Source organism: Bradyrhizobium sp. HKCCYLRH2060, assembly GCF_051168135.1.
Lineage (GTDB): Bacteria > Pseudomonadota > Alphaproteobacteria > Rhizobiales > Xanthobacteraceae > Bradyrhizobium.
Window position 1 is genome coordinate 118,754 of sequence record NZ_JBNPUK010000010.1, and the last position, 21,129, is coordinate 139,882.

The 21,129-nt window shown below is 64.5% G+C and carries 19 protein-coding genes; 13 read left to right on the plus strand and 6 right to left on the minus strand.

Going from position 1 to position 21,129, the window contains the following annotated elements; all coding sequences use genetic code 11:
• Positions 1 to 31: 31 nt before the first annotated feature.
• Together ACQR10_RS20210 and ACQR10_RS20215 are read right to left on the minus strand one after the other, a co-directional pair.
• Complete coding sequence (locus ACQR10_RS20210) at positions 32 to 1,519, minus strand: flavin-containing monooxygenase (protein WP_316217641.1); 1,488 nt, start codon at positions 1,517 to 1,519, stop codon at positions 32 to 34.
• 288 nt (positions 1,520 to 1,807) lie between these two features.
• The gene (locus ACQR10_RS20215; RefSeq protein ID WP_315805785.1) at positions 1,808 to 2,257 is read right to left on the minus strand and encodes a cupin domain-containing protein; all 450 of its coding nucleotides are present in this window, start codon (positions 2,255 to 2,257) and stop codon (positions 1,808 to 1,810) included.
• 131 nt (positions 2,258 to 2,388) lie between these two features.
• On the opposite strand from ACQR10_RS20215, the gene ACQR10_RS20220 reads away from it, so the two are divergent.
• A complete protein-coding gene (locus ACQR10_RS20220) occupies positions 2,389 to 3,432 on the plus strand; it encodes an AraC family transcriptional regulator (protein WP_315805784.1) in 1,044 nt (347 codons plus the stop codon).
• Here ACQR10_RS20220 and ACQR10_RS20225 read toward each other — a convergent pair.
• Complete coding sequence (locus tag ACQR10_RS20225) at positions 3,422 to 4,642, minus strand: polyhydroxyalkanoate depolymerase (protein ID WP_316177794.1); 1,221 nt, start codon at positions 4,640 to 4,642, stop codon at positions 3,422 to 3,424. The two genes, ACQR10_RS20220 and ACQR10_RS20225, sit on opposite strands and share 11 nt — an antisense overlap.
• Before the next feature lie 190 nt (positions 4,643 to 4,832).
• Between ACQR10_RS20225 and ACQR10_RS20230 the strand changes: the two genes are divergently transcribed.
• From ACQR10_RS20230 to ACQR10_RS20240, 3 genes are all read left to right on the plus strand, one after another.
• A complete protein-coding gene (locus ACQR10_RS20230; RefSeq protein ID WP_315805782.1) occupies positions 4,833 to 5,486 on the plus strand; it encodes a glutathione S-transferase family protein in 654 nt (217 codons plus the stop codon).
• Between the two features lie 350 nt (positions 5,487 to 5,836).
• Positions 5,837 to 6,271 carry a cupin domain-containing protein gene (locus ACQR10_RS20235; protein WP_315718052.1) on the plus strand — a complete coding sequence of 145 codons (435 nt, stop codon included), beginning with the start codon at positions 5,837 to 5,839 and terminating at the stop codon, positions 6,269 to 6,271.
• Positions 6,272 to 6,579: 308 nt separating this feature from the next.
• Entirely contained in the window at positions 6,580 to 7,056 is a 477-nt protein-coding gene (locus tag ACQR10_RS20240; protein ID WP_315805781.1) for an HXXEE domain-containing protein, read from the plus strand.
• 23 nt (positions 7,057 to 7,079) lie between these two features.
• Here the strand turns inward: ACQR10_RS20240 and ACQR10_RS20245 are convergent, their stop codons facing one another.
• Positions 7,080 to 7,352 (minus strand): hypothetical protein, encoded by a 273-nt coding sequence (locus tag ACQR10_RS20245; RefSeq protein WP_315805780.1) that lies wholly within the window; start codon positions 7,350 to 7,352, stop codon positions 7,080 to 7,082.
• A gap of 185 nt (positions 7,353 to 7,537) precedes the next feature.
• Between ACQR10_RS20245 and ACQR10_RS20250 the strand changes: the two genes are divergently transcribed.
• The 6 genes from ACQR10_RS20250 (at position 7,538) to ACQR10_RS20275 (ending at position 13,637) form a co-directional block, all read left to right on the plus strand.
• Positions 7,538 to 7,864, plus strand: coding sequence for a hypothetical protein (locus ACQR10_RS20250; protein WP_315805808.1), 327 nt, complete (start codon positions 7,538 to 7,540; stop codon positions 7,862 to 7,864).
• Between the two features lie 49 nt (positions 7,865 to 7,913).
• The gene (locus tag ACQR10_RS20255; protein WP_410051441.1) at positions 7,914 to 8,783 is read left to right on the plus strand and encodes a GyrI-like domain-containing protein; all 870 of its coding nucleotides are present in this window, start codon (positions 7,914 to 7,916) and stop codon (positions 8,781 to 8,783) included.
• Positions 8,784 to 8,931: 148 nt separating this feature from the next.
• A complete protein-coding gene (locus tag ACQR10_RS20260; protein WP_316217639.1) occupies positions 8,932 to 9,858 on the plus strand; it encodes an SMP-30/gluconolactonase/LRE family protein in 927 nt (308 codons plus the stop codon).
• 186 nt (positions 9,859 to 10,044) lie between these two features.
• Positions 10,045 to 10,638, plus strand: coding sequence for a GNAT family N-acetyltransferase (locus ACQR10_RS20265; protein WP_316217638.1), 594 nt, complete (start codon positions 10,045 to 10,047; stop codon positions 10,636 to 10,638).
• Between the two features lie 63 nt (positions 10,639 to 10,701).
• The gene (locus ACQR10_RS20270; RefSeq protein ID WP_316217637.1) at positions 10,702 to 12,336 is read left to right on the plus strand and encodes a GMC family oxidoreductase; all 1,635 of its coding nucleotides are present in this window, start codon (positions 10,702 to 10,704) and stop codon (positions 12,334 to 12,336) included.
• 188 nt (positions 12,337 to 12,524) lie between these two features.
• Complete coding sequence (locus ACQR10_RS20275) at positions 12,525 to 13,637, plus strand: IS4 family transposase (RefSeq protein WP_316216447.1); 1,113 nt, start codon at positions 12,525 to 12,527, stop codon at positions 13,635 to 13,637.
• Between the two features lie 380 nt (positions 13,638 to 14,017).
• Here the strand turns inward: ACQR10_RS20275 and ACQR10_RS20280 are convergent, their stop codons facing one another.
• On the minus strand, positions 14,018 to 15,163 hold the full coding sequence (locus ACQR10_RS20280) for an ABC transporter substrate-binding protein (protein ID WP_316217636.1): 1,146 nt from the start codon (positions 15,161 to 15,163) through the stop codon (positions 14,018 to 14,020).
• A gap of 179 nt (positions 15,164 to 15,342) precedes the next feature.
• Between ACQR10_RS20280 and ACQR10_RS20285 the strand changes: the two genes are divergently transcribed.
• Positions 15,343 to 16,134: a helix-turn-helix transcriptional regulator gene (locus ACQR10_RS20285; protein WP_316217635.1), complete on the plus strand. Its 792-nt coding sequence runs from the start codon at positions 15,343 to 15,345 to the stop codon at positions 16,132 to 16,134.
• 89 nt (positions 16,135 to 16,223) lie between these two features.
• Positions 16,224 to 17,402: a cytochrome P450 gene (locus tag ACQR10_RS20290; protein ID WP_316217634.1), complete on the plus strand. Its 1,179-nt coding sequence runs from the start codon at positions 16,224 to 16,226 to the stop codon at positions 17,400 to 17,402.
• Positions 17,403 to 17,447: 45 nt separating this feature from the next.
• Here the strand turns inward: ACQR10_RS20290 and ACQR10_RS20295 are convergent, their stop codons facing one another.
• Positions 17,448 to 19,127 (minus strand): methyl-accepting chemotaxis protein, encoded by a 1,680-nt coding sequence (locus ACQR10_RS20295; RefSeq protein ID WP_316217633.1) that lies wholly within the window; start codon positions 19,125 to 19,127, stop codon positions 17,448 to 17,450.
• Between the two features lie 324 nt (positions 19,128 to 19,451).
• Between ACQR10_RS20295 and ACQR10_RS20300 the strand changes: the two genes are divergently transcribed.
• A complete protein-coding gene (locus ACQR10_RS20300; RefSeq protein ID WP_316217632.1) occupies positions 19,452 to 20,567 on the plus strand; it encodes a helix-turn-helix transcriptional regulator in 1,116 nt (371 codons plus the stop codon).
• Positions 20,568 to 21,129: the final 562 nt, after the last annotated feature.

Consider the following 21,129-nt stretch of genomic DNA (forward strand, 5'->3'; position numbering starts at 1 on the left):
CTGCAGCGCGGCGAGACTGTTCGCCGCCACCTCAGCCGGCCTGGCAGGCCGGCGCGGACGCGAGAAACTCCTTATACGCGTCCGCGTCGGGCGGCGTGAACATCTCGGCCAACGGATTGCGCCGTCGGCGCCGAGCGCCGATGTCGGCTAACAGCTCGTCGAAATGCTTGAAGTGATAGGGCGCGACGCAAAGTCCGCCATACACACCAGCGGCGGGACGTTCGACCCGCTTGAAATGCAGCATCATCTCGATGTTGTCGCGCATCTCGCGCTCGCTCGGTTGATGCGCGAGCTGCTTGTCGGCGTAGCGCACCAGCCAGTTGGCGGCCATGTCCGCGCAGAGCACGGTGCAGAAGCTCGAATTGAAGCCGACGAATCCCATGTCGGGAAGGTCGGGATTGGCGATCAGGCGGTACAGCCGGTACTGCCCGTCCGGATCGACCAGTCTGGCGCGGTCGGCATCCGACAGAAACGGGACCCCGAGCTTGTAGCCGATGGCGAGGATCGCGACGTCGGCCGGAATCCGTTCACCGCCGCTGGTCACGATGGTGTTCGGCTCGTAGTGGTCGAAGGTGCCGTACACGGCCTTGATCCGGCCGTCGGCGACCATCGGGAAGAAGTCAGGCGTGGCGATCGGGACGGAGCAGTTCACGCCGTCCTCGATCCTGCCCTTCGGCACCATGTTGCATTTGGCGAGCTTCAACTGCGTCTTGAGCACGCTCTCCAGGCCACGCCAATTGGCCCAGACGAGCGGCTTCGCCAGCAGATGGGCAGCGCGCGCGAGCGGGCCGATGCCCCAGCTTGCGAACATCTGCTCCTGGGCACGGATATAGAGGATGCGCTTGAAGTTGATCAGGCCGCCGATGAAGTAGGGAATGCGCCACACCGCTTCGCGAAGCACGATCGTGACCGAGCGCGCGCCGGAGCGCACGGCGTTGACCGCGATGTCGGTTGCCGATTTCGAGCCGCCGAGGACCACCACGTCGCGCCCCTTCGTGAGCGCGGCATTGTTGTATTTCGAGGAATGCAGGATCAAGCCGCCGGCGGCCGCGAACTGATCTTCGCCGCCAAGCGACAATGTCTGCGGCTCGTTGAACTGACCGGTGCAGACGGCGACGAAATCGAAATCCTCCCGGCTCGTTCGGTCTCCGGTTTTGAGGTCGAGACTCCATCCAGGCTTGCCGTCACTGCGGCGCTGCATCGCAAGCACGGTCGTGTTCAACCGCATCAGGCGGACGAGGTCGTGGGATTTCGCGTAGTCGGCAAGATACGCATAGACCTGCGGTCCCTTCGGCCATTCGGGGTAGTGATCCGGCATCGCCTTGTCGGTGTAGCGATAGAGCTCCTTGGGGCTCTGCGTCTGCACGTCGGGATAGGACCGCGCGGGCTCCCAGACGCCACCGAGATCGGCGCTCCGCTCGACGATGGTGACGTCGTGCCCGCGGGCGGTGAATGCTTTGGCTGCAGCCAGGCCGGAGACGCCGGCGCCGATCACACAGACATTCTTTCGGCTGATCATGGGACCTCCTTGTTGTCGAGCGCGCAGCCGCGTTCGGGCGGCATTCGCCCGCCGCGCTGCAGAAGCCCGCGAGAGTTCGATGGTGACGAAGGTCGCTCGGCGCGACCGAGACGTGCGATGCCGACGGATGGGTCGGCATCGAAATCAGGGCGAGAAGGATCTCGCCGGTCGCATCTCGTCCGAGCGCAGCGGCTGCTCATGCTGCAGGCGCACGGAGCCGACAGCGATGATCGCGCGCCGTTCGTACCGCAACAATCGGGGGGCGCTCGCTGGGGCCCGCGCTGTCGCCTAGTCGTTGGCCTCCGGCGGCAGGAAGTCGACCTCGTGCTCCGCCGAGATTCGCACCACTTCGGCCGGGTCGGCGAGATTGTGCAGCATGTTGAACAGCGCCTCCAGCTTCTGCATCGGCGAGACCCAGAACAGCGCGCGCGCCGGCTTGTCGGATTTGTTGAAGTAGCCATGCGGAATGCCGCGCGGCATGCGCACGAGGTCGCCGGCATTCGCCTTGACCCAGACGCCGTCGAGCTTGAGGTCGAGTACGCCTTCCTGCACCAGGATGAACTCGTCCTGGGTGGGATGAACGTGAACCGGCACGAACTGCCCGGGCTCGCTGTTGGTCTCGAAGGCGAACGTGGAGTCGGTGACGGCTTTGGGATAATAGAGCTGACCCAGGATATTCCAGGTCTTGCCGGCATAGCCGGTACCTGCGCGCGTGATGCCTTTTTCGAGTGTGATCATGGCGGATCTCCTTGCTGCACGCATGGGAGGATCGAGCCGGGGCCTGCCCAAGTCTATCCGGAAAACGAATCCCTCGACGTCAGTTGCTAATTATTATAGGTTTCAAACGATCTCGACGGGCGATGTAGGCCATGACTGCAGATGCAGCCGCTGATCGTAGTTGGAAGTCACCGGCGGTGCCGCGGCTGACCGCCTATGGTCGTGTTGCAACGCACGATGTCGATGAGGCCGCTGAACAAATAGGCCGCATCTTCTGTCCGCATGGGCTGCAACCGGAGGCGGATACTGCGCGCGATTTCCTCGCTCTGCATAATTGCGCGGCATTCGATGGCTTTTCCATCAACTACGTCGCCTATGGCGGTGCGGTAACCATTGATCCGGGCTGTCTCGACCGCTTCTTCCTGCTGCAGCTCCCGCTGGCGGGGACCGCGCGGGTCTTCGCCGGGACCGGCGAGGTCGCGACGGCGCCGGATCATGCGGCGTCGCTGCTGTCGCCGACATTGCCCACGCGCATGGTCTGGGAGGGGTGCGCTCAGTTGATCCTGTTGCTCGACCGCCGTCTCGTGGAACAGCGCGCAGCAGCGCTGTCCGGGCGCGCGGTGCAACCGATCGAATTCGATCCCGCAATCGCGTTGTCGGGATGTCATGGCTCGCGGCTCCGGGCTCACATGCTCGGGCTCGCCGACCTCGCCGAGCGTCTCGGCGGTGGGCGCGGACTGCCAGCGGTCGCGGCCGCCAATTGGCGCGAGACGCTGCTGGATATTCTGTTCGCGCAGCCGGGAAATGGCCTGGCGGAGGCGATCAGGCTGCATTCCGGCCGGGTCGAGACGCTGCCGCAGGCCGTCCGCCGGGCGCGTGATCTCCTGGCAGCGCACGCAGCCGAACCGCTCGATCTGGCGCAGCTTGCGGCATCGTCAGGCGTGGGGATCCGGGCGCTGCAGGGCGGCTTCCGCCGCCATTTCGGCATGTCGATCTCCGACATGCTGCTCGACATCCGGCTGGCGCGGCTCAATGCGCAATTGATGACGGCTGCGCCGGAGGCGCGGATCATCGACATCGCCTTCGACCTCGGCTTCACCCATCTCGGGCGGATGGCGGGGGCCTATCGCGACAAGTTCGGGGAGGCGCCGTCGGCCACGCTGCAACGCGCACAGCGCGGCCGCTTCACGAATTGACGTGCACGAAATCCCGCAGCAGCGGATAGATCTCGTTGTTCCACTTCTTGCCGCTGAACACGCCGTAATGGCCGACGCCGGCCTGCATGTGATGGACGCGGCGATAGGCGCGCACGTTGGTGCAGATGTCCTGCGCCGAGAGCGTCTGGCCGATCGAGCAGATGTCGTCGCGCTCGCCCTCGACCGTCATCAGGCCGATGCGCCGGACTGCCTTCGGGTCGACGGGACGGCCGCGGTGCATCAGTCTGCCCTGCGGCAGCAGATGGTCCTGGAAGACGTCGCGCACCGTCTCGATGTAGAACTCCGCCGGCAGATCCATCACCGCGAAGTACTCGTCGTAGAAGGTCTTGATCGTCTCGGCCTTCTCGACCTCGCCTTTGGCGAGATGGTTGGCGAGATCCATGTGCTGCTTGACGTGGCGCTCGAGATTCATCGAGACGAATGCCGTGAGCTGCACGAAGCCAGGATAGACCTTGCGGAAGGCGCCCCTGCATTGAAAGGGCACGTAGTGGATCAGGTTGTCCTCGAACCAGTCGATCGGCTTGCTCTTGGCGAACTCGTTGACCTTGGTCGGCTGGATCCGCGTATCGATCGGTCCGGCCATCAAGGTCAAGGTGGCTGGCCGCGACGGATGGTTGTCCTCGCACATCACGGCGGTGGCCGCGAGCGCGGAGACCGACGGCTGGCAGATCGCCACCATGTGAGGGCGCGGCCCGAGCTGGCCGAGGAAGGTGATGAGATGATCGGTGTAATCTTCGAGGCCGAAGCGGCCATGATCGCGCGGGATGTCGCGCGGATTGTGCCAGTCTGTGATATAGACGTCGTGATCCTGCAATAGCGTCTTCACGGTACCGCGCAGCAGGGTGGCGAAATGGCCGGACATCGGCGCGACAAGCAGCACCTTGGGCTGATCCGGTGCGGCATCCTTCTTGAAGTGCAGCAGCGAGCCGAACGGCGTCTTGAACGTGACCTCTTCGGTGACGGCGAGCTCGCGGTTGCCGACCATCACGCTGTCGATGCCATAGGCCGGGCGGGCGTAGGTCAAGGCCGAGCGGGAGATCAGCTCGAGCGCGGCGGACAGACGCCGCATGGCGCGGCTGGATAGCCCTGATGGGATCAGGTTGAGATAGCGCATGGCGGCTGCCGCGCTCTGGCGCCACGGCTCGGTCAGGTCCATGTGGTTCTGATAGGCTTGGTACAGCAGCGCCATCGCGTCCGATCCATTACATGCATTGGTGTATGCAATATCGAAGCCAGAGCGGCCGAGTCTTGCCTGAAAAACTGGCATGTCGCTTGCTCGATGAAATCTCTCACATGTCCGGCTCCGCCCATCGCGCCGCTTGCACGAGCGGCACGATGGGCGGACGACAATCGACAATGCGGCAACAGGGTAGGGCGACATGGCCAAAGCGACGTTGACCATCAGTAGCAAGAATTACTCGTCGTGGTCGCTGCGCGGCTGGCTGCTGGCCAGGTTTGCCGGACTGGATTTTGACGAGGTGATCGTCGGTCCGGACGACGCGTCGGCTCGCGCCGAGATCCTGCTGCTGTCGTCCTCGATCCTGGTGCCGTGCCTGCGCCACGATGGTGCGACGATCTGGGATACGCTGGCGATCGGCGAGTATCTCAACGAGACCTTTCCGGAGGCGGGCCTGCTGCCAGCCGACCGCATCCAGCGCGCGCATTGCCGCTCGATTTCGGGCGAGATCCATTCCGGCTTCACGACTCTGCGGGCGTCGCTGCCGGTCAATCTCAAGGGCCACTTTCCGGGCTTCAAGGTCTGGACGCGGGCGCAGGCCGACATCGATCGCATCTGGGCGATCTGGCGCGACTGCCTGGAGAGATCCGGCGGTCCATTTCTGTTCGGCCAGCGCGGCATGGCGGATGCGATGTATGCGCCGGTGGTGACGCGCTTCGTGACTTATGACGTGAAGCTGGAGCCGCAGCTCAGGGCCTATGCCGACCTGATCATGGCGATGCCGGAGATGCAGCAATGGATCGAGGCCGCCAAGGCCGAGCCCGAGGAGATCGAGGAGCTGGAGGTCGAGTACTAGGTGTCCTGCCGTCAGCGGACCATGCCCGCGGCCCTTTGCAGCCGCCGGCCCCGGCGAGAACGGCTCATGTCGCGGGCAGGTGCTGCTCAATTTGAAGCCGGATTTGCGTCCTCTCGGCGCGTGGCGTGAGCTGTTAGCACGTCACCATTGCCGTGTGGCGTCGGCCGAAACCCGGTTGTTGGCAATCAGTTCGGCGCGCGATGCCGTCACCGCCTGCCGATCTTTGCGTTGCGAACAGGGCGTGGCGTGGTTTTCGCATGGCACAATCCGCTTTCTGACGTGGTGGCCGCTGTGGCCGATCGATGGGCCGCAACGGTCGCCGATGTCGCAATCAACCGGTGGAGGCCGTCATGAACCAGCATGCAGTGGTGACCAAGTTCTCGCACGTGAAGCCCGAGGATACCGACTACAAGGGCGGTGGGTTGCGCGACTTCTTTCTGTATCGCGATCTCGGCATCGCCGACGCCACCGGCGGGCAGGTGATCTGCCACCTCGTCAAGGCCAATCCGGATTGTCCGCCAGTGGATGGCACAGGCTGGCATCGCCACGATTGCGATTTCCAGATCGTCATCATGATGAAGGGCTGGGCCCGCTTCATGTACGAGGACAAGCCGACCCTGGTGAAGGCCGGCGACGTCGTGCACCAGCGGCCCGGCATCGTGCACTACCTCTACGATTATTCCCCTGACATGGAATATATGGAGATCGTCAGCCCGGCCGACTTCAAGACGGTCGAGATGCCGCCGGCGACCGACAACGTCCCGCCGGTCACGCCCTGGACCTGAGCGCCTGAACTCCTTCTCCGTTAGTCTTTGGCATCCGGTTGCGGCAAGCGGCCGGAGGCGTCTCCTCACGATGTGGTGGGTCGTCTCCGATGTGTCCGACATCTAGCGTGAACAGATCGCGCACCAGATGCGGCGTCCGATTCGGACGCGATTCGTTCCGGCAGCGTTCCAAGGATTAAGACTGCAAGGCAGCGCCGTCGCGTTTTGACACACGGCACGCGCGCTGCCTGTCTCGCGCCTTGGTGCTCCACATTGCCCCTTGCGACCGATCTGGTGCCGGTCCATCACCCGCAAGGGGAGCATCGATCATGACCTTGACCACATTGGCTTGGCTCGCGCTCGCGGCCTACGGCGCGCATATTCTCGAGGAATACACGTTCGATTGGCGCAATTGGGCGCGTACGGTGATGAAGCTGCCGGTCGAGTGGAGCGACTTCTACGTGACGAACGCGCTGGTTGTCGTGCTCGGCGCGGTGCAGGCGGAGCTTGCCGAGACATGGCCGCCGGCCGCGCTCACCTACGCGGCGCTGATGATCATCAACGCCATCTTCTTTCACATTCTGCCGTTCCTGCGCAGCGGAGGCAGATTCTCGCCGGGGCTGGCGACGGCGCTGATTCTGTTCTTTCCGATTGCAATTGCAATGTGGCGGCGGGCGTGGGGCGACGGTGTGCTCGACGTTGGAACGGTTGTCCTCGCGGTCGTCGCCGGCGCGCTGCTGATGGCCTATCCGGTCGTGATGCTCAATCTGCGTTCGAAACCATATTTTCGGCAAGACCGGCCCTGAGCAGAACTCAGGGCCCGGCATGATCAATAAGACGAAGCGCGATCGGCAACGAAGCTCGGCTGCGGACGGCGTCCATTGCGCTCGTCAAATCGCGAGCGTGGGAAGCGCCAGCCGATGACGGTGGCTTCGAGCGCGCCGCCGGATTCCTTGTTGTGCCATTTGCCATCAATGTAGAAACAGGGGAACGGTAGTTGGTAGGTGCCGCTGTGATCCTCGCACAGCACCTCGACCGTCTGTCCGGGCGGCGGCTCACCGCTGCCGTCGAATTGCGCCAGCCGTTTTTCGCGCGTAGCCATTCTGTCCATCTCCCTAAAAACGGGTCCCGGCCGGAACTTCAATGCGCGATTGAGGTCTCAGTATGGTATCAATCAGGAAACTCCTTCAGTTCCACGCAAAATCATGTGTTGGGCAAGCCAATGAGAAAATTGTGATGCGAAGAATCGTTGCTGCGGGAATCATTTTTGCCGCGAGTGTGCTCGCGATGTGTGTGAGTTCTGCCGCATATGCGCAGGATATTCCGGGCATCGAGATATGCACTGCAGAAAAGGCGATGGATCGTCGGACATCATGTCTGCAGAGCAACATCGATTTCCTGCAGAAGACGATGACCAAGCAAGCGCTCGATCAGCAGCAGAAGCTCGATGCGGCGAATCGGCAGATCCAGGCGCTGAAGGCTGCGCTGATCTCGCAGCAGGGCCTGATCGACGAACTGAAGGCGTCGCAGGCGAAGCTTGCGGACGAACTGAGGAAGAAGGCCGATGCGCCGGGCGCCAAGGACGCGGCGCCGGCGAAGCCGGCCGGCAAATAGCACGGTCCGCAGCGCAATAACGATCAAGCGCACGAGGACGTCCGCGCGCATGATCGGCCGCTTCGACAAGGAGAGGCGCGTGTCCAACAACCCGGCCGAGAGGGCGCTCTGGTTCATCGAGAGCCATCTGTCGGCGCCGTTGACGTTGGATGATGTCGCTGCCATTGCCGGCGTGTCGCGCTTCCACATCGTGCGCGCGTTCGCGGCGGCGACCGGCGTCTCGGTGATGCGCTATGTCAGGCTGCGCCGTCTCAGCGAGGCGGCACGGGCTCTGGCCTCGGGAGCGCCGGACATTCTCAGTCTCGCGCTCGAGGCCGACTACGGCTCCCACGAAGCGTTCACGCGCGCGTTCCGCGACCAGTTCGGCGTCACGCCGGAATCGGTGCGCGCCAGCTCACGCCTCGATGGCCTGTCGCTTCAGGAGCCGATCATGATGGACCAGACCCCGCTCGCCGATCTCGCCGCACCACGTTTCGTCACGGCCAAGCCGCTGCTCGTGGCCGGTGTGGCCGAGCGCTTCAGCCATGACAACGGGGCCGGCATTCCGGCGCTCTGGCAGCGCTTCCACCTGGTCGAGCAGGATATCCCGGCGCGCGTCGGCGACGTCGCTTACGGCGTCTGCTGCAACGGTGACGACGCCGGAAACTTCGGCTATATCGCAGGCGTCGCGGTAGCCGACTTCTCCAACCTGCCGCGCAGCTTCGCCAAGGTTCGGATTCCCGCGGCCACCTTTGCCGTGTTCGCCCATCCGGGCCACGTCTCGACCATCCGTCGCACCGTCAGCACGATCTGGAATCACTGGCTGCCGCAATCGGGCTGCACGGTCGCCGATGCACCGAATTTCGAACGCTACGATCAGCGCCTCGATTCCAGGACCGGTGATGGCGGCTTCGAGATCTGGGTTCCGGTGATTCGCTGAGGCGGTCCCGAATTGTGTCGAGACGCTGCAGGCCAGCCCTGCGGCGCCGGACCCTGCCGATTGCTTGGCAAGCAGCGGCACGTTTGCGATAACCTCACGCCTAACAACAATGCGCCGCAGCGCGGCGACGAAAGCGGGAGGTCGTCCGATGTCCGACATGCGCGTGCTCGCCACCGATCTGGAATTTCCGGAAGGGCCCGTGGTGATGCCCGACGGCTCGGTGGTGCTGGTCGAGATCCGCGGAAAGCGCCTGACGCGGGTGTTTCCCGACGGCCGCAAGGAGATCGTGGCGCAGATTCCGGGGGGGCCGAATGGCGCGGCGCTGGGGCCCGACGGCAAGATCTACATCTGCAACAACGGCGGTTTCTCGTGGATTCCGACCGGCAAGACGATCATGCCGGGTCCGCAGCCCGAGGACTATCTCGGCGGCTCGATCCAGCGCGTCGATCTGCAGAACGGCAGGATCGAGACCGTCGTCAGCCGCTGCGGCGAGCACGCGCTGCGCGGGCCCAACGATCTGGTCTTCGACCGTCACGGCGGCCTGTGGTTCTCTGACCTCGGCAAGCGCCGCGCCCGCGACATGGACGTCGGCGCGTTCTATTACCTCAAGCCCGGCATGAGCGAGATCGTCGAGGCCGTCCACGGCATTCTGCCGGCCAACGGCATCGGGCTCTCGCCGGATGAAAAGACCGTCTACATCGCGGAGACGCCGACCGCGCGTCTCTGGGCCTACGACGTTCCGGAGCCCGGCACCGTCAAGCCGCGCGAGGTGATCTATCGTGGTGAGCGCGGCCGGCCGATCTGCGGCCTCGGCGGCTACCAGATGTTCGATTCGCTCGCGGTCGAAGCGAACGGCAATGTCTGCGTCGCGACGCTGATCTCCGGCTGCATCAGCGTGATCGCGCCGGACGGCACGCTGGTCGAGCAGGTCCCGACCGGTGACCGCGTTACGACGAACATCGCCTTCGGCGGTCCCGAGCTGAAGACGGCCTACATCACGCTGTCGGGCCGGGGCGAGCTGGTGGCGATGGACTGGCCGCGGCCCGGCCTGCCGCTGAATTTTCTGAACAAGTGAATGCGGCTGGGCATCGTCATCACGGCGCGCCGGTGATAACCAGCTGGCTGGAACGTCGTCGGAATTGCTCCTCATGGTGAGGAGCGCCGCAGGCGCGTCTCGAACCATGAGGCCTCCATCGTGGCCTCATCCTTCGAGACGCAGCGCTTGCGCGCTGCTCCTCGGGATGAGGGGAAGGAGTCTTTGATGCCCTTTCTTGAACCAGTCACCCTTCGCGGCCCGCATGCGAGCCTTCTGCCGCTGTCGGCGGACCATCACGATGCGCTGGTCGAGGCCGTCAGTGACGGCGAATTGTGGAAGCTGTGGTACACCGCAGTTCCGAAACCCGAGACCATGGCCAGGGAGATCGAGCGCCGGCTCGGCCTGCTCGCGGCCGGCAGCATGCTGCCGTTCACGGTGCTCGATGCCGACGGCCGCGTCGCCGGTATGACCACCTACATGAACGTCGATGCCGCCAACCGTCGCGTCGAGATCGGCTCGACCTGGTATGCGAAACGGGTGCAGCGCAGTGCGCTCAACACCCAGTGCAAGCGGCTCTTGCTGGCGCATGCTTTCGAGGCCATGGACTGCATCGCGGTCGAGTTCCGCACCCATTTCTTCAACCACCAGAGCCGCCGCGCCATCGAGCGGCTCGGCGCCAGGCAGGACGGCATTTTGCGCAGCCACCAGATCGCGCCGAACGGCACGCTGCGGGATACCGTCGTCTACAGCATCACCGCAGCCGAATGGCCGGCCGTGAAGGCGCATCTCGACTACCAATTGAATGACAAGCCGCGCTGACCGCGCTATGGCCGCTTGCCGCCTCGCGCGGCTGATGACGATGAGACCGGGACGAACGACCAGATGGATACCTTCGACTATGTGATCGTGGGCGCCGGCTCCGCCGGCTGCGTGCTGGCGAGCCGCCTCAGCGAGGACCCTGAGGTCACGGTGTGCGTGCTGGAGGCGGGGCCGCGCGACTGGCATCCCTACATCCATCTGCCGGCCGGCTTCATCAAGACCTTCTACATGAAGAGCATCAACTGGGGTTATCAGCAGGAGCCGGGGCCCTACACGGCCGGGCGCAGCATCTACGCGCCGCGCGGCAAGACGCTCGGCGGCTCCTCGTCGATCAACGGCCATGTCTACAATCGCGGCCAGCGCCAGGACTTCGACACCTGGGCGCAGATGGGCAATCGCGGCTGGAGCTATTCCGACGTGCTGCCGAATTTCAAGCGCATGGAGAAGCGCATCGGCGCCGGCGAGGACCAGTATCGCGGCCGCGACGGCAACCTCATCGTGACCACCATGGAGTGGAAGGACACGCTGTGCGAGGCCTTCATGGATGGCGCTGTCTCGCTCGGCATCCCGCGCAACCCGGACTACAACGGCGCGATTCAGGAAGGCGTCTCCTACGTCCAGCGCACCATCCAGAACGGCCGCCGCGTGTCGTCGGCGACCGCATTCCTGCGTCCGGCCAGCAAGCGGCCGAACGTCGAGGTTCGCACCCACGCCCATGCCACCGGCGTTGTGCTGGAAGGCAAACGCGCGGTCGGCGTGCGCTATCATCGCGGCGGGCGCGGCGGCGTGCCGGTCGAGGTGCGCGCGCGTAAAGAGGTGATCCTGTCCGGTGGTGCCTATAATTCGCCGCAGCTCTTGCAGCTCTCCGGCATCGGCGCGCCCGAGCTGCTGCAGGAGCACGGCATCGAGGTGCGTCATGCACTCCGAAGCGTCGGCGAGGGCCTGCAGGACCATTACGCGCCCCGCACGGTGGCGCGTGTCAAGAACATCAAGACCGTCAACGAGCTCGCGCGCGGCCTCAATCTGTGGGGCGAGGCGCTGAAATGGGCGGTGACGCGGCGCGGCATCCTGTCGCTGTCGCCGACCATGGTCTACTGCTTCTGGCATTCCGGCGAGACCGCCGAAAGCTCCGACCTGCAGCTCACCTTCACGCCGGCAAGCTACAAGGAGGGCGTGCAGGGCCAGCTCGAGGACGAGCCCGGCATGACGGTGGCGTCCTGGCAGCAGCGCCCGGAGAGCCGCGGCTATGTGCGGCTGCGCTCGGCGGATCCGTTCGCGCCGCCGCTGATCCAGACCAACTATCTCACCGCCGAGCTCGACCGCCGCGTGGTCGTCGCCGGCATGAAGCTGGCGCGTCGCCTGCTGGCCTCGGCCCCGCTCGCGCCGTACTATGCTTACGAGGATTTTCCGGGACCGAAGGTGAACAGCGACGACGAGTTCCTGGCCGCGGCGACGCAGCGCGCCACCACCACCTTCCATCCCGGCTGCTCCTGCCGGATGGGACCGGCGGACTCGACCTGGGCCACGGTCGACGACCGGCTCCGCGTCCACGGTCTCGAGGGCCTGCGCGTCGCCGATGCCTCGATCATGCCGCGCATGATCTCCGCCAACCTCAACGCTGCGACCTTGATGATCGGCGACAAGGCGGCGGATTTGATCTTGGGCAAGGGCGACGCGGGAGAGCGGCTGTCGGCGTAAGCGGCGGGCTCACTCAGCGCGGAAGCAGCTCTATCCGTCGCTCTCTTGTCAGCTGAATTCGAGCGCTCGCGGAATGGTCGGTGCGCTCCCTCTCCCCGTTCTTACGGGGAGAGGGTCGGGGTGAGGGGCAGACGCCATTGGCGCTAACTTACCATTTTGCTGCCGGAAATGGATGATTCCTCGGTCGAGTGACTGACGAATCGCTTTCGAACGCCGAATGGCTGCGCACTATCGCTCGGTTGGGCGGCGCTGACCTGCTTGAGCATGAGGCTCGGGAATTTGGGGCTTTCAAACGAGCCCGCAAGGTCGAATGTGCCGTGGATCAGCTGCGGCTGGTGCTCGCGTATTGTTGGGGGACGCGCGGGCTGCGATTGACCGCCGCATGGGCTGAGGCGATGGGACTTGCCTCATTGTCGAATGTCGCGCTTCTCAAGCGGCTACGCAACTCGGCGGATTGGCTCGAACAACTGGTCAGCCGGCTGCTCGTTGGGAGCGCAGGTGAGACCTGCCTGGCCGCGGCGAAAGGCCGACCGGTCCGTCTTGTGGATGCCACGGCGGTGGCAAAAGCCGGCCGCAATGATCGAGAATCCGGCGGCGTATGGCGGATACATTCAGCCTTCGATCTGGCGAGCGAACGCTTTACCGCCTTCGAACTGACGGATGAGAGCGAGGGCGAGGTCATCGATCGCGCCGGTGTCGTGCCGGGCGAAATTCGCGTCGGCGATCGTGCCTATCTGCAGCCCGATCGGGTCGCCAAGGTGCTTGCTGAAAGCGCTGATATCGTAGTGCGCGCCAAATGGAATGGCGCTCGTTGGCTCGACGCCGACGCGAACCGTCTCGATCTCATTGCTCTGCTAAAAAAGTCGCGTGGCAAGGGACTGGTTGATCGGCCCGTCTGGATCAAGGCTTCGGCGAAAGAGCCTATCGCATTACGTCTGGTGGCGATCCGAAAGCCGAAGCAGGCGCGCGATGCCACGATCGAAAAGATCACGCGCCGGGCACGAGACATGGGCCGCAAGCTGCAGCCCGAGACGTTGGTCGCGGCCGAATGGGTCATCATCATCACCTCGCTCGATCGCGATGAATATCCACTTCCAGCAATCAGCAGCCTCTATCGATTGCGGTGGCGCATCGAGATCGCCTTCAAGCATCTCAAGAGCAGTATCGGCCTCGCGCGACCACCGGGCGAGGATCCCAGGAGTGCGAGAGCGCACATCCTCTGTCATCTTCTGCTGGCGCTGCTGACCGAGCCGCTCATCGCGGAACATCTCGGTGACTCTCCCCGCCGGGAGGCCGCGTGAAGAACGGCGTCTGGCGCCTATTGCGCTTGATCGTCGAGGCCCTCGTCGACGCCGTCATCCCCAAACCCGACGTGCAAACGTTGCGGGCCGCTGCGCGGAACATTCAACGCCATCTCCGAGAGCCGCCAAGAAAACGAGAATACCAAGCGTTAATTTGGTAAGTTAGCGCCAATGGGGGCAGACGCGGGGGCAGACGCACGGGTGGTGCTATTGCTCTGCGACCCGGAGCCGTCGTGCTCGTCCGATGGACCGGTGATCCTGGCCGCTGATGTGCCATGCCCCTCACCCGGATTGCTGCGCAATCCGACCTCTCCCCGCAACGGGCGGGGAGAGGTTGCACCGCCCGTGCTGAAATAGTCGGGCCGACAACGCGACGTTACCTACTTCACCAGCCTGAACCTCCCGCCCTCGACCTTGATCAGGAACGCCGAGCGTTCGTCGTAGCCGTTGTGGTCGGTCGGGCTCATGTTGGAGAGGCCGTTGTTGAGATAGACATCCTTGCCGCGCTCGAGTTCGTCGCGCAGCGCGGCGCGGAATTCCGGCGTGCCGGGCTTGGCGGCCTTCAGCGCGCCGGGAATGGCGCCCTTGAGCAGGGTCGCGGTGTCCCACAGATGCGCGGCAAAAATGTTGGGCTTGTCGCCATTGGCGGCCTGATAGGCGGAGACGAACGCGTCGTTGGCGCGGCGGAACGGATCCTCGGGCGCCAGATCGTCGGCGATCGAGAACGCTTCGCCGGCGAAGATCGCACCCTCGACATTCTCCTTGCCGAGCTTGATGAACTCCTGCGTCGCGACGCCATGGGTCTGGAAGATCTTGCCGGCATAGCCGCGCTCGCGCAGTGCCTGCTGCGGCAGCACGGCCGGCGTGCCGGCCGAGGCGATGAACACCGCGTCCGGATTGGTGGCGATCACCTTGAGCGCCTGGCCGGTGACGCTGGTGTCGCCGCGCGCATAGACCTCGTGGGTGGTCACCGTGAGCCCGAGCTTCGGCGCGAGCCTCGTCACCTCCTGATAGTAGCCCTCGCCATAGCCGTCGGACACGCCGATGAAGCCGAGCGTCTTCACGCCGCTCCTGGCGATGTATTTGAGCATGGCTGCGGCCATGATGTCGTCATTGGGCACCACCTTGAATGCCCATTTGCGCTTGTCGTCCATCGGCTGCACGATCGCGGTCGAGGCCGCCAGCGACAGCAGCGGCGTCCTGCTCTCGAGCGCGACGTCGAGCATCGGCATCGTCACCGGCGTCAGCGACGAGCCAATGATCACGTCGACGCCGTCCTGGATCACCAGCCGCCGCGCGTTCTGCAAGCCCTTGACGCTGTCGGACTCGTCGTCGAGCGCGATGTAGACGATCCTCTCGCCGCCGATCTCCTTCGGCAGCGCGGCCACTGCCTTGAGCTGCGGCTGGCCGAGCGCCGAGCCGGGTCCGGTTGCGGACACCACGATACCGACCTTGATGTCGGCCCGCGCGGGCGCGCCGAACGCCATCGTTGCAGCAATTCCGATCGCCGTGAGCGCGGCTCTCATCGTGTATCCTCCCCGTTGAGCGTGCTCGGCGCGTTGACTGGCCGAGACTTTGGCCGATGAGCGTAGCCGGACCGGCGGCCCCGTGTCTGTCCCCGTGGTTGGTGACGCAGGGCGCGGCGCTTCCAGCCGAGGCGGGTTGCTGCTAGGTTTCGGCGAACAAAAAGATCCGGGAGGAACGCATGGAGGCTCAGGAGCCTGGCATCGAGGCGGCCTGCGCCGTCGGCGCGATGGTGCTCGCGATCGGACAGCCCGCATTTCCGCAGGTCCTGATCGAGACGTTGCGCATTGTTGCGGATGTCGGCCATTGCATGGTGTTCGCCTTCGAGGACCAGCGCTCGGCGCGCTGTCTGCTCAGCACGGGGAACATCGCGATCGGGCCCGACCTCGGCGCGGCGTATTCGGAGCACTTCCACACCGCCGATCCTAACCGGGATACGATCTTTCGCGCGCGCGCGGACACCAGCCACATCCTGCTGCCGAACTTCGCCCGCCGCATGTACCCGAAGGGCTACCGCAAGCTGTTTTTCGAGGACTCCGAGATCGTCGACAAGGCCGCCACCGCGATCTGGGTCGGCGAGCACTGCACCTACGTGAACTTCTATCGCACCGCTGTCCAAGGCGGCTTTGCGCCCCACGAGCGCCAGCGCATCGCCGCGGTCGCCCCGATCGTGGGGGCTATCGTCGCGCGTCATTGCCAGGATCGCGCCGCCGCGATGGATCCGGCCGACAGATTTGCCTCGTTGTTCGCCGCCGGCGGACCGCTGTCGGTGCTGACCGCGCGGGAGAAGGACGTCTGCCGGCGCATCCTCGAGGGCTTCACCTCGGAGGCGATCGCCGGAGATCTCGGCATCGCCCTCAACTCCGTCTTCACCTATCGCAAGCGCGCCTATGAGAAGCTGGGCATCGCCTCGCAGAACGAGCTGTTCGCGATTGCGCTGCGCCTGATGGCGACACCGCGGCCGCTGAACTGAGCAAGGAGGCTCAACTGCTGTCACCCATCACCGGGACAGACGTCGCCCGCGCGCGCGGCTAGCTTGCGCCGTCCGACTGGAGATCGACAGTGAGCACAGCACCGCGCTTCAACATCGATACCGCCACCTTCTGGGCCGATCCCTATCCGGCGCTGGCGCGCATGCGCCAGGAGGCGCCGATCGCCTTCGTGCCGCAGCTCGGCAGCACGCTGTTGTGCCGGCGCGACGACATCTTCGTCTCCGAAAAGCAGATCGACGTCTTCAGCTCGCATCAGCCGCAGGGCCTGATGAACCGGCTGATGGGCCACAACATGATGCGCAAGGATGGCGCGGCGCACATGGCGGAGCGTCAGGCGATCGCGCCGGCGGTGTCGCCGCGCGCCGTGCGCGTGCACTGGCTGGCGCAGTTCCAGGCGCACGCCGACCGGCTGATCGATGCGCTGGATCCGGCCACGGATGTCGATCTCGTCAGCGATTTCGCTCTGCCGTTCTCGGCCGAGTGCCTGAAGCTGATCACCGGCCTCACCAACATGCGCTTCCAGGACATGAATGCGTGGTCGCAGGCGATGATCGACGGCATCGCCAACTACACCGGCGATCCCGCGGTCGAGGCGCGTTGCAACGCCGCGACCGCCGGCATCGATGCCGCGATCGACGACATGCTGCCGGTGCTGGAGAAGACCCCGAACCAGAGCCTGCTTGGCGTGATGCTCGCCGCGCAAATGCCGATGGAGAGCATCCGCGCCAACATCAAGCTCGCCATCTCGGGCGGCCAGAACGAACCGCGCGACGCGATCGCCGGCACGGTGTGGGCGCTGCTGACGCATCCCGAGCAGCTCGCGCTGGCCATCACTGGCGAGGTGCGCTGGCTCCAGGTGTTCGAGGAATATGCCCGCTGGATCTCGCCGATCGGCATGTCGCCGCGGCGGATCGCCAGGCCATGGAGCATCCGCGACGTCGCCTTCGAGCCGGAGGAGCGCGTGTTCCTGATGTTCGGCTCGGCCAACCGCGACGAGGCGCATTTCACCGATCCCGATCGCTTCGACATCCGCCGCGACGTCTCCAAGAGCATCGCCTTCGGCGCAGGTCCGCATTTCTGCGCGGGCGCCTGGGCCTCGCGCGCGATGATCGCCGACGTCGCGCTGCCGACGCTGTTCGCGCGGCTCAAGGACCTGCGCCTGCGTGACACCGAGCCGGTGCGCATCGGCGGCTGGGCGTTTCGCGGTCTGCTCAATCTGCCGGTGACCTGGGACGCGACGCGGGATTGATCCTGGCCGCGGCCCTCGCGGGGAAGCGCCGCGCTCGGGCGGTCTCTACGCCCTGCCTGCTGCGATCGCCTGCGCCTCTGCGGCTGCGCGCTGCATGCTGGACGACATCTCGCCGGTGACCGTGCTCTGCTCCTCGACGGCGGCGGCGGTCGAGGTGACGTATTCGCTGACGTTCTGGATCTCGACCTTGATCGCGTTCAGCGCATTCACGACCTCGCTGGAGATCCCGTTCAGTCCGGAGATCTCCGCGCCGATCTTGTCGGTGGCGGCCTTGGCCTGCGTGGCGAGATTCTTGACCTCCGACGCGACCACGGCAAAGCCGCGGCCGGCATCGCCGGCGCGCGCCGATTCGATCGTGGCATTGAGCGCCAGCAGGTTGATCTGCCCGGTGATGTTGCCGATCAGTTCGACGATGCCGCTCATCGCCTGTGTCGCCTCGCTCAACCGCTTGGCTTGCGAATCGGCTGAGGCGACCCGGTCAGCCGCCCCCATGGCGGTCTCGCGCGACTTGGTCATGGCCTCGGAAATCTCGCGCACCGAGGCGTTCAACTCCTCGGCACCCGCTGCGACGGACTCCATCATGCCGCGAACGCGCTCATTGCCCATCCGCACCAGCACCTGCTTGGTGACGTCGGTGGCGTATTTCACGACCTTGAACGGCTTGCCATTGAGGTCGAGGATTGGATTGTAGGAGGCCTGAATCCAGACCTCGCGGCCGCCCTTGCCGATCCGCTTGTATTCCGAGGCCTGATATTCTCCGCGGTTCAGGGCGGCCCAGAAGTTGCGATAGGCCGGACTGTCGCGCTCCGACGGATCGACGAACATCGAATGGTGCCGGCCCTTGATCTCGGACAGCGTATAGCCGAGCGCCTGCAGGAAATTGTCGTTGGCGTTGATGATGGTGCCGTCCAGTTCGAACTCGATCACGGCCTGCGATTTGCTGATGGCGGCGATCTGTCCGGCGAGATCGGCATTCCGAAGCTTCTGGGCGGTCACGTCGGTGGCGAACTTGACGACCTTGAAGGGCTTTCCGTTCTGATCGAACACCGGATTATAGGACGCCTGAATCCAGACCTCCTTGCCGCCCTTTCCGATCCGCTTGTATTCTGCGGCCTGGTATTCGCCGCGGTTCAGGGCGGCCCAGAACTCGCGATAGCCGGCACTGTCGCGCTCCTGCGGCGAAACGAAGATGCTGTGATGCTTGCCTTGGATCTCCGGCAGACTGTAGCCAAGCGCATGCAGAAAGTTGTCGTTGGCGGTGACGATCGTGCCGTCCAGGTTGAATTCGATCACGGCCTGTGATCGGCCGATGGCCGCGACCTGGGCGCTGTAGTCGAGGTTCTGCAGCCGCACGCTCGCGTCGGACCACTCGACGACCGTTCCGGCGCGGGTTCCATCCGGGTGTTTCAAGGGCTGCGCGACCAGATCGAACGTCCACTTCCCGATCTTGATGGTGGCCCGGTGCTCGGACGTAAGGGCCTGCAGCATGCGGCGCTGGTGCGTCGGGTCCTTGTGGAACACGTCGATGTTGGTGCCGATGAGTCCATCGACGCGGAAGTTCGGCAACTGCGCCTTGAGATCGGCCTCCGCCTCACGCATCAGCGCCCGTACCGCCTCGTTCATGTAGACGATGTTGAGTTTGTCGTCAGCGACCATCACCTTCGCGGTGATCGCGTTTGCGGCCAGGGCGGCCAGGGATGCGGCGTTGTTCTTGCGGCCAAACATGATGGTCTCCTGTGCAAGCGATCACGCCAGCGATGTGCACATGCTCGTGATCACGCGATAGTTGCTGTGATCCGGAGACGGCGCTGACTGCGATCATTCCTGAATTCGATGATCCCCGTAAATTCCCGGGGGCTTTATTCAATCTAACAGCTCGTCAGTAAGATTCGGTTAGGCAGCAATCTGCAGCGATGTTCTGATTGTGCAGGAATGGCCGTGAATCTGCGGGGCGTGTTCAGGTGTCGCAGGGCCGGGATTGCCTTAGATCAAGATCGACATGATCCTCGGCGCTAGGCTCCATCCGGATTGGATGGTATCGGCTTCGACATGCCAGGGAAGGACATTGCCGAAGTCATCGCGGTGCCGAGGGTGTTTCTCGACAGCCTCGGCATCGGCATCTCGATCGTCGACAGTGCAACGGGACATATCCGGTTTGCGAACGCCGAATGCTGCCGGATCGTCGGATACACGCTGGAGCAGCTCAAGACCAGTGGGCTGACCTTTGTGGATCTGACGCATCCAGAGGACCGGGAGCGCAATCGGCTGCAGCACGACAAGCTGCTTGCAGGCGAGATCGCGACCTATCAGCTCGACAAGCGCTATCTCCGGCCGGACGGAAGCATCGTGTGGGGACGCGTGACCGTCAATCCGGTCAGGGACGCCAGGGGTCGCCTGAAGTGGTTCTGCGCCGTAGTCGAGGACATCACGACAACCAGGATCCTGGAAGAACAGCTTGCGGCCGCGGAGAAGCTCGCTGGGCTGTCGACGTTCAACCTGATCGTCGATGCAGACGATTCCAAGGGAGATTTTCCGCCGGCGTCGCCATCGTCGCTGCGCGACATGTTGTGCCACGTGCATCCCGAGGATCGGAACGGGCTCGCGCAGGTCATCCGTCGTGCGATCATGAAGCGAACCGGCTATACGCGCGACTACCGGGTGCTTGGCAAAGCCGGTGCGGTGCGCTGGGTCCGTGGCATGGCGACCTCTGTCTACAGCCCGTCCGACGGGCGAACCCATCTCGTCGGTGCGACGATCGACGTCACCACGGATCATCTCGATCGCGATGGCCAGGTGCCGGAGTCCATTCGCAGGATCCTGGAACACATTGAGACGAACTGGGATCAGAAGATATCGATCCAGCAGCTCGCGGTTCGCTACGGCGTCAGCCCTCGCACGGTCTATCAGTACTTCGCGAAGAGCGGCGTCTCCTTGGCCGAGAAGATCAAGCTGACGCGAATCCAACATGCGCACCGCTTGCTGTACGATGCGAAAGCAGGTGACACGGTGACGTCGATCGCCTTGCGATGTGGCTTCAGCAATCCCGGGCATTTCGCCAGGGAGTATCGAAAGATCTACGGTGAGACGCCGTCGGAAAGTCTGAGGCAGGCGTCATTGCCGCTTGCGGCGCGGGGGGAAGCCGCCGCTGCTCCGTCCGTCCGCTGATTGTCAGCCGATCTTCACGGCTTCACATCCGGATGGAGCGCCGGCCAGATGTGCCCGACGGGCAATCTCCGCATGCTTCGTATGCGCGAAATGCCCGTCGAGTTAGTTTGCCGCAGCCGCGCCGGCTTGCGTCGTCGGGCAAATCAGGACGATGGTCTTGCCCATCCCGCCTCGAGCAGAGGGACGTACGCGTCGTCACGAACGTGGAGGCGGGCTGCGATGGACGTGACGGCTGTGCCAGACGAGTGCAGTCGTGACGGACGGCGAAGTCGTGTGGTCCTGGCCTCTCGACGCTGAGGTCTGCGCAACGCGCCAAAGGCGCGTTGTTGCAAAATGGGGGCAAGAACGCCGATCCCCAGGGAGAGCACGAAGGACACCGTAAAACCATCGCGCGGGGAAGGCCGGGTCTGTCCGGCTGTACCTGTGGTACCTGCCGCCTGCATTCTTTTGAGCAGGCGGGCCACGGGCCTCAGCCGAGGTCCGGCCTTCCTCGCGCCCTCTCGATTTTCAGGAGGGACATGATTGCCGCATCACCTGCGCCTCATGGGCGGCGGGAAGGCGG

Bases quoted from the DNA above. Each gene is read 5' to 3' on its own strand.
- ACQR10_RS20210 (WP_316217641.1), bottom strand. From the start codon at position 1,519: ATGATCAGCCGAAAGAATGTCTGTGTGATCGGCGCCGGCGTCTCCGGC.
- ACQR10_RS20215 (WP_315805785.1), bottom strand. From the start codon at position 2,257: ATGATCACACTCGAAAAAGGCATCACGCGCGCAGGTACCGGCTATGCC.
- ACQR10_RS20220 (WP_315805784.1), top strand. From the start codon at position 2,389: ATGACTGCAGATGCAGCCGCTGATCGTAGTTGGAAGTCACCGGCGGTG.
- ACQR10_RS20225 (WP_316177794.1), bottom strand. From the start codon at position 4,642: ATGGCGCTGCTGTACCAAGCCTATCAGAACCACATGGACCTGACCGAG.
- ACQR10_RS20230 (WP_315805782.1), top strand. From the start codon at position 4,833: ATGGCCAAAGCGACGTTGACCATCAGTAGCAAGAATTACTCGTCGTGG.
- ACQR10_RS20235 (WP_315718052.1), top strand. From the start codon at position 5,837: ATGAACCAGCATGCAGTGGTGACCAAGTTCTCGCACGTGAAGCCCGAG.
- ACQR10_RS20240 (WP_315805781.1), top strand. From the start codon at position 6,580: ATGACCTTGACCACATTGGCTTGGCTCGCGCTCGCGGCCTACGGCGCG.
- ACQR10_RS20245 (WP_315805780.1), bottom strand. From the start codon at position 7,352: ATGGCTACGCGCGAAAAACGGCTGGCGCAATTCGACGGCAGCGGTGAG.
- ACQR10_RS20250 (WP_315805808.1), top strand. From the start codon at position 7,538: ATGTGTGTGAGTTCTGCCGCATATGCGCAGGATATTCCGGGCATCGAG.
- ACQR10_RS20255 (WP_410051441.1), top strand. From the start codon at position 7,914: ATGATCGGCCGCTTCGACAAGGAGAGGCGCGTGTCCAACAACCCGGCC.
- ACQR10_RS20260 (WP_316217639.1), top strand. From the start codon at position 8,932: ATGTCCGACATGCGCGTGCTCGCCACCGATCTGGAATTTCCGGAAGGG.
- ACQR10_RS20265 (WP_316217638.1), top strand. From the start codon at position 10,045: ATGCCCTTTCTTGAACCAGTCACCCTTCGCGGCCCGCATGCGAGCCTT.
- ACQR10_RS20270 (WP_316217637.1), top strand. From the start codon at position 10,702: ATGGATACCTTCGACTATGTGATCGTGGGCGCCGGCTCCGCCGGCTGC.
- ACQR10_RS20280 (WP_316217636.1), bottom strand. From the start codon at position 15,163: ATGAGAGCCGCGCTCACGGCGATCGGAATTGCTGCAACGATGGCGTTC.
- ACQR10_RS20285 (WP_316217635.1), top strand. From the start codon at position 15,343: ATGGAGGCTCAGGAGCCTGGCATCGAGGCGGCCTGCGCCGTCGGCGCG.
- ACQR10_RS20295 (WP_316217633.1), bottom strand. From the start codon at position 19,127: ATGTTTGGCCGCAAGAACAACGCCGCATCCCTGGCCGCCCTGGCCGCA.
- ACQR10_RS20300 (WP_316217632.1), top strand. From the start codon at position 19,452: ATGCCAGGGAAGGACATTGCCGAAGTCATCGCGGTGCCGAGGGTGTTT.